The organism is Paenibacillus sp. GM1FR (assembly GCF_002803315.1).
GTDB lineage: Bacteria > Bacillota > Bacilli > Paenibacillales > Paenibacillaceae > Paenibacillus > Paenibacillus amylolyticus.
In genome coordinates this window covers 26,233-44,943 of sequence record NZ_MKZL01000059.1, presented here as the reverse complement: position 1 = coordinate 44,943, position 18,711 = coordinate 26,233, and the positions used below count along the sequence as shown (strand labels likewise).

At 49.4% G+C, this 18,711-nt stretch carries 17 protein-coding genes; 10 read left to right on the top strand and 7 right to left on the bottom strand.

Translation table 11 applies throughout. The annotated features are described in order from the left end of the window. Positions 1-18 precede the first annotated feature (18 nt). From PAEAM_RS26285 to PAEAM_RS26270, 4 genes are read right to left on the bottom strand one after another with little or no spacing between them, the layout of a single operon-like run. Complete coding sequence (locus tag PAEAM_RS26285; protein WP_036669946.1) at positions 19-1,125, bottom strand: YheC/YheD family endospore coat-associated protein; 1,107 nt, start codon at positions 1,123-1,125, stop codon at positions 19-21. Then, complete coding sequence (locus tag PAEAM_RS26280) at positions 1,125-2,498, bottom strand: YheC/YheD family endospore coat-associated protein (RefSeq protein WP_036609869.1); 1,374 nt, start codon at positions 2,496-2,498, stop codon at positions 1,125-1,127. The genes PAEAM_RS26285 and PAEAM_RS26280 overlap by 1 nt, the downstream gene beginning before the upstream one ends. 60 nt (positions 2,499-2,558) lie before the next feature. Further along, on the bottom strand, positions 2,559-3,749 hold the full coding sequence (locus PAEAM_RS26275; RefSeq protein ID WP_051449676.1) for a YheC/YheD family endospore coat-associated protein: 1,191 nt from the start codon (positions 3,747-3,749) through the stop codon (positions 2,559-2,561). Positions 3,750-3,799: 50 nt separating this feature from the next. Further along, complete coding sequence (locus PAEAM_RS26270) at positions 3,800-5,167, bottom strand: YheC/YheD family endospore coat-associated protein (protein ID WP_100529457.1); 1,368 nt, start codon at positions 5,165-5,167, stop codon at positions 3,800-3,802. Between the two features lie 237 nt (positions 5,168-5,404). On the opposite strand from PAEAM_RS26270, the gene PAEAM_RS26265 reads away from it, so the two are divergent. The 3 genes from PAEAM_RS26265 (at position 5,405) to PAEAM_RS26255 (ending at position 7,697) form a co-directional block, all read left to right on the top strand. Next, positions 5,405-5,752, top strand: a complete 348-nt coding sequence (locus PAEAM_RS26265) for a YlbF/YmcA family competence regulator (protein WP_036609862.1) — start codon at positions 5,405-5,407, stop codon at positions 5,750-5,752. A gap of 113 nt (positions 5,753-5,865) precedes the next feature. Then, positions 5,866-6,150: a hypothetical protein gene (locus PAEAM_RS26260; RefSeq protein WP_085981456.1), complete on the top strand. Its 285-nt coding sequence runs from the start codon at positions 5,866-5,868 to the stop codon at positions 6,148-6,150. Between the two features lie 212 nt (positions 6,151-6,362). Then, positions 6,363-7,697, top strand: a complete 1,335-nt coding sequence (locus tag PAEAM_RS26255; protein ID WP_036609860.1) for a DRTGG domain-containing protein — start codon at positions 6,363-6,365, stop codon at positions 7,695-7,697. Positions 7,698-7,842: 145 nt separating this feature from the next. Here the strand turns inward: PAEAM_RS26255 and PAEAM_RS26250 are convergent, their stop codons facing one another. From PAEAM_RS26250 to PAEAM_RS26240, 3 genes are all read right to left on the bottom strand, one after another. Continuing rightward, positions 7,843-8,184, bottom strand: a complete 342-nt coding sequence (locus PAEAM_RS26250) for a YtpI family protein (protein WP_100529456.1) — start codon at positions 8,182-8,184, stop codon at positions 7,843-7,845. Between the two features lie 82 nt (positions 8,185-8,266). After that, positions 8,267-8,755 carry a sporulation membrane protein YtrI gene (locus PAEAM_RS26245; RefSeq protein ID WP_036609856.1) on the bottom strand — a complete coding sequence of 163 codons (489 nt, stop codon included), beginning with the start codon at positions 8,753-8,755 and terminating at the stop codon, positions 8,267-8,269. Positions 8,756-8,776: 21 nt separating this feature from the next. After that, positions 8,777-9,106, bottom strand: a complete 330-nt coding sequence (locus PAEAM_RS26240; protein ID WP_026081169.1) for a YtrH family sporulation protein — start codon at positions 9,104-9,106, stop codon at positions 8,777-8,779. A gap of 268 nt (positions 9,107-9,374) precedes the next feature. Here PAEAM_RS26240 and PAEAM_RS32420 point away from each other — a divergent pair, with 268 nt between their 5' ends. From PAEAM_RS32420 to pyk, 7 genes are all read left to right on the top strand, one after another. Further along, positions 9,375-13,520, top strand: a complete 4,146-nt coding sequence (locus PAEAM_RS32420; protein WP_243391469.1) for a DNA polymerase III subunit alpha — start codon at positions 9,375-9,377, stop codon at positions 13,518-13,520. A 310-nt stretch (positions 13,521-13,830) separates the two neighbouring features. Then, positions 13,831-14,322 (top strand): phosphatidylglycerophosphatase A family protein, encoded by a 492-nt coding sequence (locus PAEAM_RS26225; RefSeq protein WP_036609851.1) that lies wholly within the window; start codon positions 13,831-13,833, stop codon positions 14,320-14,322. A gap of 284 nt (positions 14,323-14,606) precedes the next feature. Further along, complete coding sequence (locus tag PAEAM_RS26220) at positions 14,607-14,795, top strand: hypothetical protein (RefSeq protein WP_017689496.1); 189 nt, start codon at positions 14,607-14,609, stop codon at positions 14,793-14,795. 87 nt (positions 14,796-14,882) lie between these two features. Next, positions 14,883-15,137: a hypothetical protein gene (locus PAEAM_RS26215; RefSeq protein ID WP_036609848.1), complete on the top strand. Its 255-nt coding sequence runs from the start codon at positions 14,883-14,885 to the stop codon at positions 15,135-15,137. Between the two features lie 63 nt (positions 15,138-15,200). After that, on the top strand, positions 15,201-16,094 hold the full coding sequence (gene accD, locus PAEAM_RS26210; RefSeq protein WP_036609844.1) for an acetyl-CoA carboxylase, carboxyltransferase subunit beta: 894 nt from the start codon (positions 15,201-15,203) through the stop codon (positions 16,092-16,094). Then, positions 16,095-17,126, top strand: coding sequence for an acetyl-CoA carboxylase carboxyltransferase subunit alpha (locus PAEAM_RS26205; RefSeq protein ID WP_036609840.1), 1,032 nt, complete (start codon positions 16,095-16,097; stop codon positions 17,124-17,126). A 105-nt stretch (positions 17,127-17,231) separates the two neighbouring features. Beyond that, positions 17,232-18,659 carry a pyruvate kinase gene (gene pyk, locus PAEAM_RS26200; protein WP_017689492.1) on the top strand — a complete coding sequence of 476 codons (1,428 nt, stop codon included), beginning with the start codon at positions 17,232-17,234 and terminating at the stop codon, positions 18,657-18,659. Positions 18,660-18,711: the final 52 nt, after the last annotated feature.

Here is an 18,711-nt window from a genome sequence, read left to right as displayed (position 1 = left end):
TTGCAGTATTCCTGTCTATCATCGTTTGGACTGACGGGCAAGATAAGCGCTGTAGTGAAATATACGTTCCAATGATCGCCGTCTGATCTGTGGTTCATCAAACTTCATGGGCTTTGCATTGGCTTCGAAGAACCAGAGTTCCCCCAGGTCATCAATGCCCAGATCCATGGACATTTCTCCGAGCGTGTAACCTGATCCCCGTTCTACCTGTCTTGCGATCATTAATGAAGTGGATTTCACACGTTTCATCAGGGTTGTTGACATTTCTTCGCCAAACAGCTCGGTCAGCAGCTTCTCAGGGTCTTCTACGCTCCCGCCGCGCGGCACATGAGTTGTAATGCTGCGGGAGCCAGCAAGTCTCGCTCCTACACCGGTTACGCTCCATTGGCCCTTGGTGTTCTTTTGTACAAGAACACGCAAATCGAAGGGGCGTTTACGAGAGGATGCCAGTTCAATGCCTTGTTGCATGATATAGGGCGTATGTCCGGTTTCTTTGCGAATTCGTGCCCATAACTTGGCAAGTGTAGATGCTTTATAGGTCGTGCTTCTACGTGTGGTTTGTATTTTGAGACGATAGGGAAGCCGTTCTTTTTCCTGAAATTTAAGCATCATGATTCCTTTGCCAGCTTTGCCGCTCTCGGGCTTAAGGTACAGATAGGGATACGCCCGTAGAACGGCACCCAGAGAAGAAGCACTTCTCATCCGCCGAGTATAAGGGATCAGTTGCTGAGTCGATTTGGATTTCCTGAGCCATTCGAACAGATCCCATTTGTTGAAAAAGAATGGGTTATACAGTTCGATTCCTGATTGCATGCATTCGTCAATTTTACGCTGCACGGAAGGTTTTCCTTCGTCTTCCCGGTTGGGAATACGATTGTACAGAACATGGGGAAGGGGGAAAGGTTGTGAAACCCACTTTCCACTCCCCTTGTTGTACGTATATCCTTTCACGGTGGGACCACTCACGTTCAGATCTCGTACAGTTACAATGTACACCACGTATCCCATGCTCTCGCCTGTCTGTAAGATATCTTGAAAATTTTGATGATTTCCCCTGAACATACGCTGTTTATCATGCATGGTCAAAACAGCAATGACAGGTTTGAAATCATCATGAAGGGTCATCAAATCTCTTCCTTCTTCCGGAACTTGCTCAAATACAGGCAGTGTTCCAAGATGTGCTCCACCGACGATTTGCCCTCCACCCGGAGTGAAGGGTGACGGAAAATGGAGCGCCCGGGTTTGGCGTTCGCTTCGAACATCCATACATGTTCCTCCTGATCAATGCCCAGATCAAAGCCAATCTCACCAATCAGATGCTGGTGCTGGGTTTCAATCGCCTGGGCCAGTGTAATAGCGACGGATTTGGCATGCTGAAGAACTTCTCCCGCACGATCGCCGAAGTTGCGACTGAGCGCCTGCTCAGGAGTCATTAGGGAGCCGCCATTTTTGATGTGTGTTGTGACGCTGCCACGTCCTGCCTTTTTGGCTCCAATTCCGACAACAACCCATTGATTGTTACCATTTTTGTGCATGTGAAAACGGAAATCAATTGGACATTCATCAATCTCAATTAGGCGTATTCCCTGCTGAACTACATATCCGCGTAACTGTTTACCATGTCTTCCCTGAAGCATGCGCATCAGACTATTGAAGGACCCAAAACGCAGGAGTGCATTACCGCCTTTTTTGCGATAACGTGCGAAATATCCACGTTTGGGCGAATAAGTCAGGCGGTAGATCCCGTTCCCCAGACTTCCTGCAGTAGGCTTATAGTAGACGAACTGATGGCGTTCCAACATTTCCTTCATCTGTTCAACAGAAGGATTGGTAATCGATTCAGGGATATACCGTCCTGCTGCCGGCTCGTTCTCCAGCAACGTATAGATATCCGATTTGTTGAAGAAGCTCCAGTTGAAGAACGGAATTTTTCGGCGAACAAATCGTTCCCGCAGCTGGTTGATGGCTGGTGAAAAGTCTGAACGACGGCTTGGTAACCGGTTGTAGACAACATCGGGCAGAGGTACCGTTCTGCGGGTAAAGCTTCCGTTATCATTCAGGAAAAAACCCGATACCGTCTCGTTCTGCCAATTGATATCCCGAGGAGTAAATGCGTAAATGTAGGATTTACGGCTGCCTTCACGGAGTAACTGTTTGATGAAACCAGTACGGGAACCGAATGGATTCGTGCTCGTCGCAGGCCCATCAGAGAGTACGCCGATCAGTGGACCTAACTGGACCTCATCATTTTGCAAATTCCGGAGATAAATACTGCCCCGTTTGGGAACGTTCATCATATTACGGATACCTGAAGCGAGATACAGATGTTTACCTGCTTTTTTAATTGGTTTGATCGTTGCAGGTACCCGGTCACGCCCGAAGCGAAGGTGCACCGTTTTTTTGCCGGACAGGTTGAGGCTCTTCATTAAAGCGTTGGATACATAAACCACTTTATCCGGTTGCTTGGTGAAATGCAGATTGCAAAAGGTCAAACTCATGATTTATCCTCCTATCCTGAAAAGATCCTTGGGCTCCATGGCAAGCGGGCGCTGCGGGCCTCAGCCGCCGTGAATCGGGATGGGTTTCAGGCCAGCTTTGCTGGATGTATTCGGCAATTTCATTGGACGAACGACGTCCGTGAGAACATGTTGTTGCAACAGATAACGGGCATAGGCAAGCGGCCGGGTATAAGTCAGGGTATGCATGCGTCGGTCGCCCGCTTCTGCAAATGAGGTGCGGCCTGGTTTGGAGTTGACTTCAATTAGCCAGAGTTGGCCCTCTGCATCTGCTCCGAAATCAAGCCCCAATTCGGCTAACCTGCCGAAACGGCTTTCCAGCAGGGTGGGGATAAGAGTAGCAGTCTGCCGGATGCTCTTCAGCAGAGTTTCCGTGCGGATCGTTCCATATCGCTGGAGCAGATATGCGTGGGCAGGATATGCTTTACCCCCACCGTGAAGATTGGACGTGAGTGAACCTTCGGGTCCTTCCCGTACCATACATCCGGTAAGCGTCCAGCGACCTTGCCCATTCTTTTGCATTAGAGCCCGTATGTCGAATGCTCTTCCATGATGGCTAAGCTCCAGATATGGCTGCACGATCATCTTACGTTCAGCCTGATGTAATGCTAGCCAGGAAGATACAGCCTGGGTATGGTTGAATGTAAGAAAAAAGGGTTCATTGTCCTCGTTACGCCCCTCCACGATCCATGTTGATGGAGTCGTTCCCCGAGACAGGCGAAAGGTATTTTTGCCATGAGTCCCGGATACCGGTTTGAAGAACAGTCCTTTGGGCCAACGGTCCAGCCATGTTTCCCAAGGAATATGCGATCCGATCCGGGTTGTGGGAGCAAGTTGTGACCTCAATTCAGGATTTCGGGACAACACACGATGTACCTCCCATTTTCCTGGAAGGGAAGCAGACCAATAACGGTGTTGATCTGTGCCGTTGGTTGGTATCCATTCCTTAAGCTGTTGTCTGGCGTACCTGGAGATAGGGCGAAGACAACGATCCATAATGAGATCGACTGCAGGAACAGGTACCGAATTCCACTTCCCTTGATGATAGACATATCCCCATTGAAGAGGGAGATGGACTGCATCATTTGATATCGGGATCACAATAATCTGAAGGGCGTATTTCATGCTCCCCAAACTGAGACGACGGCAGAAAAGTTCATCCGTAAAGGGAGGTGAGCCTTCGGTTGCACGTACCAGAATGGCCAGTGTCTTGGTCTGAGATGTTGGAAACATTACGCTGCACCTCTCCTCTATCAGATTTGTTTCCCATAGGGAATAACTTTTCAAAAACCCGCCAGGTACGTAGAATATTCGAGCATGGCTTTGACGGAAGGGCGGATCTTGCTCTCACTCAGTGGTGTATTATCATTCTTGGATGGTTTGGAGTTGACTTCGAGCAGCCATACGCGCCCAGTGGTGTCCAAGGCCAGATCAATACCAAGTTCACCAAAATGAGCAGGGATGGCACTCTCGATCCCTTTGGCGATATCCAATGCTGCGGTGTGCAATCCTGCATACGCGGAAGCTTTGGCTGATCCAGTCAACTGTGTTTTGGCAACAGCATCCTTGACGGTGCTGAGACTTCCACCCCGTGCCAGATTGGATACGTAGTGACTCCCGCCCGCAATCCGGGCGACGATGGAGGTTACACTCCATTTACCTGTACGGTTTTTTTGCACGAGCGCACGGAAATCCACGGGTCTGCCACTGTTGTCAATGAGAGTCAGCCCTTGTTGGATCTGATAACGCGTTGTTTTCATTTTCCCAGACATACTGGCATACAGTTTATCCAGAGAAGTATACGTTTGTTTCCGGGTACCCCCGACGCCAGTCGCCAGAGTCAGGAAGCTTCCGTCAATCTGACGTGAGACCCGGATGATCCCTTTGCCCAAAGAACCGCGGACGGGCTTCAGAAATACAACCGGATGTCGGTTGCACATCGTCTTGAGCATGGCAGACGTCTTGAGCAAATGAGACTCGGGAAGAACTCGTTTAAGCGTTGAAATGGACTTGAGTGCGTCAAACACTTCGTTTTTGTCCAGAAACTTTTCATTGAAGGTTTGCGTGCCGTAGAGCGATTTTACTTCTTTCATAAAATGCTGTACGCTAGGTTTGTTCTCAAGCTTGCGGGACGTTAGCCGGTTATTGACGACGTCTGCTACAGGCAGAACAGTCTTTTTCCAGCCGTCATCATACACCCAGCCTTTCATATAACCCGTTACCGCTCCAATATCCTCCGGTGTGAAAAAGGATACATAGGCGCCTTGCTTACGGCAGGCGTTCACCAGTTCTTGACAGAACATCGTGATGGAGCCAAAGGGCCGATCTGGCTGATCGGGATAATCCTGGCTAACCAGTACACTGATGTAGGGTCCAAGGCGAAGCGTACGGCTGGCTGAACGATAGGATACCCTCAGGACCGAACGTGGAACGAGACCGGTCTTGCTGGCAACTGTCTGATTGATGCGCAGCCCGTCATACTTTGGTACCGGAATAACAGTGACTTCGCGGCGGAAAGAGCCAAATTGCAGCTGAAGCGGCCTTCCTGAAGGGATTTTAAGCGCCTTAAGTACCCCTTCGCCCAGCATGATGACGTCGTCCTGCAGGATGCCCGAGCCGGTAACCTGAATCGTTACTTTTTTAGTGGACATCACGGATCTCCTTCCGGGCGGCAACTTGATGTCTGATCTCGAAGTTGAACGGCATCTGAACATGGCATGTGCTTCATCATATGAGGACATATAACCCTTGGTGATTGACCCATATGGATTAAATGCATTTGATTTCGAGGCAGGTTATGGATGGCCTGTTTCAGAGCGCCCTTGTTTGACAGGAGAGAAAAGCGTGTATTAACACGGATGAACAAACCAATCTGAGGAGGAATAATAGTGAACATTTATGACAAAGCCAATGATTTGGCCAAAGCACTGAGAGAAAGCAGCGAGGTGGAAGAGATTACTTCCGCGATGAAGCTGATTGAAGCTGATCCGGATGCAAAAGCAATGTTGGATAACTTCCGTGATCAACAAATGGAATTGCAACAACGTATGATGAGCGGGGATATGCCAGCTCCGGATGAGATGGAGAAAATGGAGAAGCTGTTTGAAGTACTGAGTTTGAATCTGAACATCCGTCGTTTGTTTGATGCGGAGCGTCGCCTCAGTGTCATCATTGAAGACGTGAATAAAATTATTGCTGATAGCCTGGGTCATCTGTACGGTGGCGCTGAAGCGTAAAAAGGTAGTTCAAAAAGGTTGTCTTGTTTTTTTACCTGAACCTTTCATATTAGCTCCTTATCGTTCATAGACTAGACATATAGAGTCGATCAAGAACGAAGGAGCTGTGAATGGTGAAGAGGTTGAAAAAAGCAAAACATGTGATCTATCTGCTTATTGCGTTGTCGATGCTGGTCATTGCACTGCCGCGGATTTCCTTTGCTGGAGGAATGGACTGGGTTAATATTTTTGGCATCGTATGGGTGCTGTTCTCCTTATTAATCGTTGGTGCACATCTGCATTTTATTCTCGGTGTGGATGAAGAGAAGAAGCGTGCACTGGAAGCCGTTCGCCGGGCGAAGCTGCGGCAGTGGGAGATGAAACTGCTGGACAAGCAGGAGCGGAGCGAGTCTGTATAAGGTACAGTATGAGATCCAACATGGAAGACCGGAATCCCTTGGTACAAAGGGGCCCCGGTCTTTTTTGGTACATACAGAATTAGAGGTTAATGGGATGATTAAATTCAGATGGCGAACTTGCCTGTGAGAATGGGTAGGGGTGGGGTTATTTTCCTAAAGCCGTGTTATAATAGATACAGTATAGTACAGATGCATCTTCGGGGGTGGTACAGATGGACGGACAAGAAGAGAACGTAACGAAGCATGAACAGTTACTTCAACATATTGAACAACTGAAGGTTGGCAGTAAAATATCGGTACGTGGGCTTGCGCGGGAGTTGGGTGTAAGTGAAGGGACAGCGTATCGTGCGGTGAAAGAGGCGGAGAACTTCGGGCTGGTCGTGACCAAGGAACGAATTGGAACGGTGCGGATCGAGAAGAGACCTCGGGGCATGTCGGAACAGTTGACCTTTGCTGATGTTGTGACCATTGTGGAAGGCCATGTGCTGGGGGGTAACGAAGGTCTCGCCAAACCGCTGCACAAGTATGTGATTGGCGCGATGAAGGAACAGGCAATGGCCCGTTATATTGACGCTGGGAGTCTGCTGATTGTGGGTAACCGTGAAGATGCTCACTCGCTTGCCCTCGAACAGGGAGCGGGCGTGTTGATTACGGGTGGTTTTGGGACAAGTCGTGAAGTAAGAATTATGGCTGACGAGCTTGGGCTACCAATTATTTCATCCAGACATGATACATTCACGGTGGCTTCAATGATTAACCGTGCGATCTTCGACCGGCTGATTAAGAAAAAAATTATGCTTGTTGAGGATATCATTGGTCAGAAACCTCGCTTGCAGGTATTGAAGGTGACCAGTTCAGCCGCAGATTTTCATATGTTGGTTTCAGAGACGGGTGAACATCGCTTCCCGGTGGTGGATGAATGGAACCGGGTCATCGGGATTGTGAGTCTGAAGGATGTCAGTGAGCTGAAAGAAGATCAAAGTATTGAGAAATGTGTGATACGCCGCCCGATTACGGCCTCATTGCAGACATCTCTTGCTTCTGCTGCCCAGATTATGACCTGGGAAGGTATCGATTTTCTGCCAATCGTGGATCGGAATCGCAAACTGATTGCGTCCGTCACACGCAAGGAAGTACTTCAGGCCATGCGGGATGCACAGAAGCAGCCACAACTGGGAGAGACGTTTGATCATCTGATCTGGAACGGGTTTGCCGAGGAGCGCGGTGAACAGAACGAATTGTTATTTCACGGATTCATCATTCCTCAGATGGCAACGGATCTGGGTACGATCTCCGAAGGTGTTCTGTTGAATGTGATGACACAGGCTGGCCGGCGGGCAGCGTGGGATGTTACAGGGAACGACCATGTGGTCGATAATGTAACGACGTATTTTGTTCGACCGGTACAGATTGAGGATCAGATCCTGGTTCGCCCGTTAATTCTGGAAACCAGTCGTCGAACGTGCAAAATGGACATTGTGGTTACCCGTGAAGGCAGTGTGGTATGCAAAGCGGTAATGACATTGCAGTCGATTGACCATGCCTAGCAGGGTACGTTGCCTCGGGCATATACAAAGAGAGTACTCCCTGATCAAGAAGCTCTGCCGGGTGGCGCTGTCGCGCGGTTCTGGCTTCGCTTAACGAAGGGGAAGTACTCTCTTTTTGCAGACACAATGATATAGCTTCAACGAATCATGCAGATTGTCCGGAGGTTTTACCTGATCCATTACTGGACCGTTGTTGAAGCCGCGCATAATAACTGCGGTTACGTATTCCGGCAAATACATTATACGCACCCATAATCAGAAATAGCGCTTCCACAATCACAGATAAAGTGGAGCCTGTGAAGACAAACATCAAAATCAGTGCAAGCACGACAAGCATGCCGCCCATCCAGATATTTGTCCACGAACGGTACAGACCGGCGCTGGTAGCATCCGAACTTCTGTGTGAACGAATACTGTTTAACGCTGCAAAAACCACGGCAACAGCAAAGATCGCGATTAGTGCATATTTGAGTACATCAATGAACACAAAGACGCAGCTCCTTTTCTGGAAAGCATTTACTGCCCTTATTGTACCATGCAGAGATGCAGACAAGGGCAGTTTTTTGCTGTTACGCAGGAACGTGCATGCGAATCTGTACCCAAACTTGCAGTACCCCTTCCATAACCAGCATCGTTTTGACCTGAACGGTGTATTCCTTTTCCCTGACTGAGTACACTTTCTGATTCAGCATGATTCGCGTCATTTTGCTATACTCATCGATGTTGAATACATCTCTGCCCCGAAGCACCTCAAGTTCGTCTCCGAGCTTCTGTAACATCACTTTCAGAGAAGCCTCGTCTGGCCCCTTATCCGATTCTTCTGCACGGACCTTGATTTCCTTGATAACGGTTTGGCGTTTACTGTATTTTTTCAGCGTTTTGATATCCTCCTCATTCTGATGCAGCTGAAGCTGCAGCTCCTGATTGTTCAGCCACAACGCATTGTAACTCAGGTGAAATACGCCGTTGTAGACGACACATCCAGCGATCATTCCCAGAACAAACACAGCGGTCATTCGCATCAGCGGGCGGTAACGAGAAAATGGCGGAACTCTCATGAACGCTGTTCCTGTCTCATATTAGCTCCGGCCTCCGCCGCACACCCATTTCACTAGCTCGGTTCCCATATGCGCGCCCATAAAAGCAGAGATCAGATACAGGATTTGTTTGACCGCCGGAGACAGGTTACCATCCAGAAAATTGCTCTCGATGACACGCATGGGATCTATTGTGCCGCCGACAGCGGCTGCGAGTGCCCATATCTTTATTTTTCCAGAAATATCGAGCATCGTCTGTGTCGGAGGCTGAAGAGAGATCACTGCTCCAATACCTCCGATCATCGCGCCGCCCAGCACGATTCCAAACGCAATAAAGAAATCAAGAATGGCTTTGGACAAAAATGTGCTCACTGGCAACACCCCTTTCAGACCTAGCAGCACACCTCCTGTCTTCGGTCTGTCACAGGGGGAGCGGCTTGTACTTCTATTGTATGGGCGTGCCCCCGAACGTTATGATAAAATAGAATAATAAAGTCTCCTTTTAAGAGGTTGTCACGAATTTTAATAGGAGATTCCATTTTTTTATTTATTTAATTCATATATATATGAGATAGATAGGGTAGCAGACGGATCAGAAGATCGATGCTGCGACTATCTGCGGCGAAAGGAAGAAAAAAACATGAGTTCTTTTGTGCATTTGCACGTTCACAGCGAATACAGTTTGCTGGACGGCGCTGCGCGTATTCCGGATCTCGTGAATAAGGCTGCAGATCTCGGAATGACGACACTTGCGCTGACCGACCATGGCGTGATGTATGGTGCAATTCCTTTTTATAAAGCCTGCGTTGAACGAGGTATCAAGCCGATTATAGGGTGCGAGGCATACATGACAGCAGGGTCCCGCAAAGAGCGGGGAAGCCGCAAGGATCAACCGATTCATCATTTGATTTTGTTAGCCAAAAATATGACGGGTTACCGTAATCTGATGAAATTGTGCTCGATTGGACATCTCGAAGGTTTTCATTACAAACCCCGTGTAGATATGGAAAGTCTGGCTGCACATCACGAGGGCATTATCTGTCTAAGTGCGTGTCTTGGTGGTGAAGTACCACAACACTTGCTGCATGGACGAGAAGAAGAGGCTAGACGTGCGGCGTTACGCTACAAAAATATCTTTGGTGACGACTTCTATCTTGAACTTCAGGATCACGGGCTGTCGGAGCAAAAAAGGGTAAATCCGCAGTTGATCAAACTGGCTGCCGAGCTGGAGATTCCACTTGTAGCCACCAATGATGCGCATTATCTGTCCGAAGAGGACGCGGAGCTTCAGGATGTGCTGATCTGTATCGGAACGGGCAAGACCGTGGATGATGAGAATCGGCTCCGAATTGGAACCAATCAGCTCTATCTGAAAAGTGAAGAAGAGATGGCTCGTTTGTTTCCTCATGTACCGGAAGCTCTGGCAAACACCGTCCGCATTGCGGATTCCTGTGAGTTGAAGCTGGAATTCGGCAAATCGATTTTGCCGGAATACAGACCGCTTCCTGATGGCCTCAGCCCTTCGGTGTATCTGCGTCAGCTGTGCGAAGAAGGAATGAAGGAGCGTTATGCGCAGTCCACACGTTGGACAGATGCAGAGCTTCGATCCGAACTCGAACAACGATTGGCGTATGAGCTGGGTATAATCGACAGCATGGGATTCTCGGATTATTTCCTGATTGTTTGGGATTTTATCGCCTATGCGCATAAACAAGGCATTGTTACTGGACCGGGCCGGGGCTCCTCGGCAGGTAGTCTGGTAGCATACACTTTGCATATTACCGATGTCGATCCGATGAAATACAACCTGCTCTTCGAACGATTCCTGAATCCCGAGCGGATCTCCATGCCGGATATTGATATTGACTTCAGCGATGAGCGGCGGGATGAGGTCATTGATTATGTCGCGCATAAATATGGCAAAGCCCATGTCGCCCAGATCATTACGTTTGGATCGATGGCTGCCCGTGCAGCCGTACGTGATGTTGGACGGGCCCTGAATGTGCCTTATGGTGAAGTGGACAAGGCTGCAAAGCTGATTCCGGCGCAACTTGGCATTAACATTGAGCGAGCCATGGAAGCTACACCTGAACTGAAGGCGCTGTATGAAACCAAGCCTAAGACACGTGAGTTGCTGGATATGGCGATGAAGGTCGAAGGTATGCCACGCCATGCTTCGACACATGCAGCGGGAGTGGTTATCTCCCGTGACCCGCTGACCGATGCGGTGCCACTTCAGGAGGGCAGTGAAGGGACAGCGTTAACCCAGTATTCCATGGAAAACCTGGAGTCTATTGGGCTGCTTAAGATGGACTTTCTTGGTCTGCGTACCCTCTCAATCATTGAGCGGTGTGTACGCTGGATTGGGGAACATGGAGAAATTCCGGATTTCCGCCTTATCCCCGATGATGATCCGTTAACGTACGAGATGCTTGGGCGAGGAGACACGATGGGCATATTCCAACTGGAATCTGCCGGGGTACGCCGTGTGCTGAAAGAGATGAAGCCAAGTAGTTTTGAAGATGTAATCTCTGTACTTGCCTTGTACCGTCCGGGTCCGATGGAGTTCATATCCAAATACATTCAGGGCAAGCATGGACAGATTGAAGTGGATTACCCCCATGTGGATCTGGAGCCTATCCTGAAAGATACGTACGGGATCATCGTGTATCAGGAACAGATCATGCAGATAGCCTCCCGGATGGCGGGTTTCTCGCTGGGTGAGGCAGATTTGCTCCGCAGAGCGGTCTCCAAGAAGAAACGGGAAGTGCTGGATCTGGAGCGTGGACACTTTGTACAAGGCAGTCTGAAACAAGGGTATAGCGAAGAAGAGGCAGACCTGGTCTATGATATGATCGTCAAGTTTGCCAACTATGGCTTCCCGCGTGCTCATGCCGCGGCATATGGTGTGCTTGCGTTCCAGACGGCTTATCTGAAGGCGCATTATCCGGTTCATTTTATGGCATCCATGTTAACAGCCGTAATGGGCAGTCATCGGAAAGTGGCAGAGTACGTAGTGGAATGTCGGCGTATGGACATGGAGGTGCTTCCGCCGGATGTGAATGAGAGCGGTATTCTGTTTACACCTGTATTTGTGCCGTCCGGCAGCGCAGGAGCCGGGGATCAGAGCAATGCATCGCAGCAGACTGCGGGAGCAGATCCAGAGAGTGACGCCGGAAGCCCTGCCGAAGAACATGCCACGAATGGTAACGGGAGTTCCTTGAGGGAAGATCGCGTTCATGAGCATGATGGGCATTCGGGACAAGCCGAATATGGTGAAGCACCTCTGCCGGATGATCCCGGTCCTGGACCGGAAGAGGACGGTGGTGGATATGAGTGGCAGGCAGCGACAACCATGCCTGAGGCATCCGACAACCGGAAGGAAACGGGATTGGTGACGGCTGCTTCAATGGAAAATGGTAATGACGAGGGACAAGAGGCGTCTTCTTCGCGCGCGGAGCAAGGGGAACTGTCCTCTGTGAAGAAAAACGATGCAGTGTCTAATGCAAATGCGGATGAAGATAAGGAAAAATTAACGGGTGCAATACGATTTGGTCTGGCCGCTGTGAAAAATGTCGGTACCCAGGCAATGGAAAGTATTATGATCGTAAGGCAGGAGAGACCGTTCGACAGTTTGCTCGATTTTTGTCGTCGTGTGGATTTGCGTGTATGCAACAAACGTGTGATTGAATCGCTGATCCAGGCCGGAGCTTTTGATACATTACCTGGGCACCGGGCCCAATTGCTGGCGATGCTGGATGAGACTGTTGAAGCAGCGTTGAAATGGCGCAAGGAACGTGAGGATCTGCAGATTCAATTGTTCGACTTTGTTGAAACGCCAAACTGGGAGATTGAATATCCGGAAATTCCTCCTTATTCCTCAGGGCAACAACTGGAGCTAGAGCGTGAGTTGTTAGGTTTGTATCTCTCCGGTCATCCGCTGGATGACTATGAAGATGTGCTGGAATCGAGTGGGGCTGACCGGATCATGGAGCTGACCGAGGCAGCCGACGACACGATGAGCGTCGCCGCGGGTATGGTTGTGTCTGTGAAGTCGATTACGACGAAACAGGGCAAGGCTATGGCGTTCATGGAGCTGGAAGACCAGATTGAACGCTGTGAAGTGGTTCTCTTTCCCGAGGTATGGCGGCGTAGCCAGCAACATGTCGGGAAAGGTGAACTGCTCGTCGTGCGTGCCAAAGTGCAGCAGCAGGACGAAGGGTTTAAGCTGCTGGCTGAGGAAGTGGTGCCGTTGTCACCGGCGGCACTGGAGCAGCAGCTGCGCAGCCGTGACCGGCGCGTCAAGCCCGGCAGCGGCAGCTCTTCGCGCCCGGCGCAGGCGGCTTCGCCGCGGCGACCAGCGGGCGCAGGAGCCGAAGCGCAGCGCAGCAGCGCAGGCGGGGATGTTTCCGCTGTGCGCAGCAGCGGGAGCCAAGGCTCGGCAGCGACGCGCAGCGATGGGGCGGGTACGGGCGCAGCCACGGCGGCGGCTTCCCCGCCTGGCGGTGCCGCTGAGGCGGCAGGCAGCCCGGCGCAGAGCCGCGAACCGCGGGCCGTGGAGCAGCGGGTGTTCGTGAAGATTGCCCCGCATGCGGAGAAGCCTGAGCTTCTGGCACGTCTGAAGCAGCTGCTTCAGGAGCATCCCGGACCTGTGGCGACAGTGCTCTTCTATGAGCAGCAGCAGAAACTGCTTGCGCTGAGTGATGCCTACCGGATTAAGCCATCACCAACCTTGTTCTCCGAGATGGAGAAAATGCTGGGTGAAGGCACGGTCAAAATTAAATAAGAGGCTGTCCTGTAAGTGATAGCACTTATCCATAGTATAAAACCTGTTTGGCTCAATGCTGAACAGGTTTTTTTTTGATTATTTTAGTGCGAGCGCGGTTCCCTGACGACAGGGTTTAAACAAACAAATTGCAGACTTGTTATAGGCCAGCTACAGACCAGAGCGGAATGTACAATCCTGCAACATGTCCAGGGTGTGACTGGTCTCAACCATCCGCACATTTTATGAACATTTTAACAGGTTGCTGCATACACTTGAGAACACCGAAGGACCTCGCGGTCCTCGGGGGATTGATGCGGGAGGTCGAGATATGTCATATGAAATCGTAGAAGCCATGCTGGCCCGGCGGGGTGTACGGATTGATGCAATCGCAGCAATTGTATACCGTCTGCAAAAAGGGTACCACCCCGAACTGACCTTGGACGACTGTGTAACCAGCGTGAAATCCGTTCTGCAGAAACGAGAGGTGCAATATACGCTCTATACGGGTATTGCTCTCGACGAACTTGCGGAGAAAAAACTCTTGCCCCAACCATTACAGGCTATTATGGAAGCGGATGAATCCCTGTATGGAGTGGACGAGACTCTGGCCCTCGGCATTACTCATGTGTATGGTATGATTGGTTTAACCAGCTTTGGTTACCTGGATAAAGAAAAAATAGGTGTAATTCATGATTTGAACGAACACACAACAGCCATTCATGTCTTTTTGGATGATCTGGTCGCAGGGGTGGCCGCTGCCGCTTCTGCCCGGATTGCACACAAAAATATTAAAGCCAAAAAATACCCCTCAGACCTTTAACCCCCTGTATTTCCATGCTTGTCTGTTATGGTCAATCTAATGGCTCATATGAAGGTCTTCAAGGGCGGCTGACGCTGCCCTGATAAGCTTGCGGCTGCTTATGGAAGAGGTATGAACAAGAAGATTTCGTCAACCATATGAGTTATTCGTGGGGGACTAATGTCCCTCATGATCCCAAATTCTCCCCAAAGGTCCCGAACCCTTTCTTGCAGAAAAAAAGTGAGGTATGTTATCATTAGTCCAATATACGGGCTCTGAACATTAGCTTAGGGGGCGGACAAGGCATGTGGACGGTGATTTACATTGCACCGACAGCAAAGGTTGCGGACAAGATCAAGACCAAGCTTTCGGAAGAAGGTTTTCTGGTACAGACCCGTCCCATCAGTTTATCCAAGCAGCAATTTGAGATTCGCGTCCCTTCTGGGGAATTGGAAGAGGTCCAGGAAGTGCTGAATTCCATTCTGCATTCCTGATTTGTTCGACATCAACGTGCCTTGGCAGATGAAGAAGTACCATCGGTACATAAGGGACTAATCGCGTAAGCGGAGAGAGGAATCGACTTGCATGTATTGTATGCTGCTGTCCTTCCTTCTTTTTTTGTTAGGACAAGGACCGACCTGGTTGCTCCCGGAGACCCTACCAAGATAGATTCAAACATCGGCGCAACAATCTTTCGGTTTTTGCAGGTAACATCAATCGTGCTGACAGAAGCCGGTGATCCTTGCCCTGTACCGGCGGATTTTTTTGTTGTGAATGCTGGACAAGGCCCATGGCAGCGTGTGGGTCGTAAGCGGTTTACCGTAACACGCGGATGAAGCTGCCACAAGCAGCGCTCTGCAGGTTGCGGCCATCAAATCAACGGCTGGAGAGGTGTAGTTGTGTTCAAAGATATATTCCAGAAGAAACGGAAGTACGCTACCATACCTTCCGAGCGTGCACTTCCCGGCGAAGGCCAGGAAGTCCTAGAACGCCCAAAACGTGAAATACCTGAAGGGCTTATGAACAAGTGCAGCAAATGCGGCACGATTCAATATAGCAAGGAATTGGAGAAAAATCTGAAAGTATGTCCTGCCTGCGGTTATCATATGCGTCTTAACGCTATGGAGCGCATTGCTATGGTACTTGATGATCAAGGATTTGTTGAGTTTGACGCTGATATGATATCGGTTGATCCACTTGGCTTTCCTGGATATAGCAACAAATTGGAACAACAGCGTCTGAAATCGGGCCTGAAGGAAGCGGTAATTACAGGGGAAGGAACCATTGATGGCCTGCCTGTAGTTGTGGCTGTCATGAGCTTTGATTTCTTCACAGGCAGCATGGGTTCTGTTGTAGGGGAGAAAATTACCCGTGCCATTGAGCATGCCACAGAGAAACGGTTGCCATTGATTATTTTCTCAACATCAGGTGGTGCGCGGATGCAAGAGAGTATTCTGAGCCTCATGCAAATGGCCAAAACAAGCGCAGCGTTATCCCGTTTGGATGAACAGGGCGGGCTGTACATTTCGGTCATTACGGACCCAACGACAGGTGGAGTCTCGGCAAGTTTTGCGAGCCTGGGCGATATTAACATTGCCGAACCTGGCGCTGTATTTGGTTTTGCCGGCAGAATCGTTATCGAACAGACGATCCGTCAGAAGTTACCTGATGATTTCCAGACGGCTGAATTTAATATGCAACATGGTCAGTTGGACATGGTTGTGCACCGGAAAGAGCTTCGGGCCACTCTTGGCAAGCTTCTGGATATGCATAGTGAAAAAGGAGGGGTCTAAATGGCGGGTGAGTTGCCATATGAAGCGCCTCTGGTTGAGATGCGCAAAAAGATTGATGAACTCGTACAGTTTGGACAGGAAAAAGGGATCGACTTCACGGACGAGATTGCCCGCCTGGAAGAACGTTACCATAGACTTGAAGAAGAGATCTACACTGGCATAACAGCAGCTCAGAAGATGCATCTGGCCCGTCATCAGCAACGCCCAACGGCGCTGGACCTGATCCAACTGATATTTACGGACTTCATTGAGCTGCACGGTGATCGCATGTTCGGAGACGATCTTGCGGTTGTTGGCGGACTTGCCAAGTTGAATGGAAAGACAGTAACGGTAATCGGACAACAGCGGGGGAAAGACACGAAGGATAATATCGCCCGCTTTTTCGGCAGCGCTCATCCAGAAGGTTTCCGAAAAGGACTGCGTCTGATGAAACAAGCGAACAAATTTGGCCGTCCTATTATTACGTTTATTGATACTAAAGGGGCGTATCCGGGTAATACTGCAGAAGAGAGAGGTCAATCGGAAGCGATTGCTCGCAACCTGATGGAAATGGCGAAGCTATCGGTTCCTGTTATTGTTGTGGTCATCGGCGAAGGTGGAAGCGGCGGTGCCCTCGCTATGGCTGTGGGTAATCGTGTGTTGATGCTGGAACATGCGATCTATTCTGCAATCTCTCCGAACGGCGCTGCTTCGATTCTCTGGAAGGATGCATCCAAGGCAGATCAGGCGGCTGAAGCAATGAAAATAACAGCCAAAGACCTGTTGGAGATGGAAGTCATTGAAGAGATTGTCCCTGAGCCACGCGGCGGTGCTCATCGGGATTATGAAGCGTCTGCTGCTTTCATCAGTGAAGCTTTGGTCCGTCATCTCGACGATATGAAGGGTTGGAGCGGGGATCAACTGAAACAGGATCGTTATGAGAAATTCCGTAAAATTGGATCGGTCACGTTTGAACCTCAAGCATCCATTGAAGCCCCTCAAGAGCTTGTAAAAGTCGATGTTGCGAGTAATTTGTCGGGAAATGCTGAATAATGTGACGAATTTCCTATACAAATGAGCAAAAGTATAGTAAATTTAATAGTTGGAAAAAGAAAAATAGATAAAGAGTAATACCTTTAAAATCGGAGGAAACCCAAAATGCGTAAAACGAAAATTGTATGTACCATTGGTCCATCCAGTGAATCTCTGGAGAACACCAAAAAATTGATTATGGCCGGTATGAATGTGGCCCGTCTGAACTTCTCCCACGGTGATTTCGATGAGCACGGCGGACGGATCATTGCGATTCGCCAAGCATGCGAAGAGTTGAACAAAACAGTAGCGATCCTGCTGGACACCAAAGGACCGGAAATTCGGACAGGTAAACTCGAAGTTGAACCGATCGAATTGGTTCAAGACGAGTACATCACTTTGACAACAGAAGAAATTCTGGGCACCAAAGAACGTCTTTCCATTACGTATACAGATCTTCCGAATGATGTTGAACCGGGATCTACAATTCTGATCGACGACGGTCTGATCGGACTGACTGTGGTGGAAGTGCAAGGCACCGAGATCAAATGCCGTATCGTTAACGGCGGATCGATCAAAAGCAAAAAAGGTGTTAACGTTCCGGGCGTTGCCATTTCTCTACCGGGTATCACCGAAAAAGACGCTAACGATATCGTATTTGGTATCGAACAAGGTGTCGATTTCATTGCGGCTTCTTTTGTACGTAAAGCAAGTGATGTACTTGAGATTCGTGAATTGCTTGAAAAACACAATGCTGGACATATCCAAATCATCTCCAAAATCGAAAACCAACAAGGTGTCGATAACCTCGACGAAATCCTTGAAGTGTCTGACGGCCTGATGGTTGCTCGTGGAGACCTGGGTGTTGAGATTCCTGCGGAAGAAGTACCATTGGTACAAAAACGCATGATCCAAAAATGTAACGTTGCAGGTAAACCGGTTATCACAGCTACACAAATGCTGGATTCCATGCAGCGTAACCCGCGTCCAACACGTGCGGAAGCAAGTGACGTGGCGAATGCGATCTTCGACGGTACGGACGCAATCATGTTGTCCGGTGAGACAGCTGCGGGTAAATACCCAGTTGAATCTGTTCTGACCATGTCCCGTATTGCTGAAAAAGCAGAATCTGCTCTGCCATACCAAGAGTTGTACCTGAAACAACGTGTTGCTCAACAAACAACAGTTACAGAAGCAATCAGCCAATCGGTTGCTCTTCAAGCTCAAGATTTGAACGCAAAAGCGATCATTACTTCGACTGAATCAGGACATACTGCACGCATGATTTCCAAGTATCGTCCAGAATCTCCAATCATCGCTGTGACAACGGAAGACAGAACTTCCCGTCGTTTGGCTCTGGCTTGGGGTGTAACTCCTGTCAAAGGAAGACTGGTTGATTCCACGGATGCTTTGTTCGAAAATGCAATTGAAGGCGGCGTAAAATCCGGACTTGTTAAAGAAGGAGACCTGGTTGTGATCACAGCAGGTGTACCTTTGGGTCGTTCCGGTTCTACCAACCTGATTAAAGTAAGCCAAATTCCAAACAACGCTTAATAGCGTCTTGGATGGAGAAGCAACAGGAAAGAAGCAATGGGGCTTTATTGTC

What these genes read in the sequence shown, in the direction of transcription:
- PAEAM_RS26285 (WP_036669946.1), bottom strand. Translation starts at nt 1,125, where the DNA reads ATGACCCTTCATGATGATTTCAAACCTGTCATTGCTGTTTTGACCATG.
- PAEAM_RS26280 (WP_036609869.1), bottom strand. Translation starts at nt 2,498, where the DNA reads ATGAGTTTGACCTTTTGCAATCTGCATTTCACCAAGCAACCGGATAAA.
- PAEAM_RS26275 (WP_051449676.1), bottom strand. Translation starts at nt 3,749, where the DNA reads ATGTTTCCAACATCTCAGACCAAGACACTGGCCATTCTGGTACGTGCA.
- PAEAM_RS26270 (WP_100529457.1), bottom strand. Translation starts at nt 5,167, where the DNA reads ATGTCCACTAAAAAAGTAACGATTCAGGTTACCGGCTCGGGCATCCTG.
- PAEAM_RS26255 (WP_036609860.1), top strand. Translation starts at nt 6,363, where the DNA reads ATGGACGGACAAGAAGAGAACGTAACGAAGCATGAACAGTTACTTCAA.
- PAEAM_RS26245 (WP_036609856.1), bottom strand. Translation starts at nt 8,755, where the DNA reads ATGAGAGTTCCGCCATTTTCTCGTTACCGCCCGCTGATGCGAATGACC.
- PAEAM_RS32420 (WP_243391469.1), top strand. Translation starts at nt 9,375, where the DNA reads ATGAGTTCTTTTGTGCATTTGCACGTTCACAGCGAATACAGTTTGCTG.
- PAEAM_RS26225 (WP_036609851.1), top strand. Translation starts at nt 13,831, where the DNA reads ATGTCATATGAAATCGTAGAAGCCATGCTGGCCCGGCGGGGTGTACGG.
- PAEAM_RS26220 (WP_017689496.1), top strand. Translation starts at nt 14,607, where the DNA reads ATGTGGACGGTGATTTACATTGCACCGACAGCAAAGGTTGCGGACAAG.
- PAEAM_RS26205 (WP_036609840.1), top strand. Translation starts at nt 16,095, where the DNA reads ATGGCGGGTGAGTTGCCATATGAAGCGCCTCTGGTTGAGATGCGCAAA.
- pyk (WP_017689492.1), top strand. Translation starts at nt 17,232, where the DNA reads ATGCGTAAAACGAAAATTGTATGTACCATTGGTCCATCCAGTGAATCT.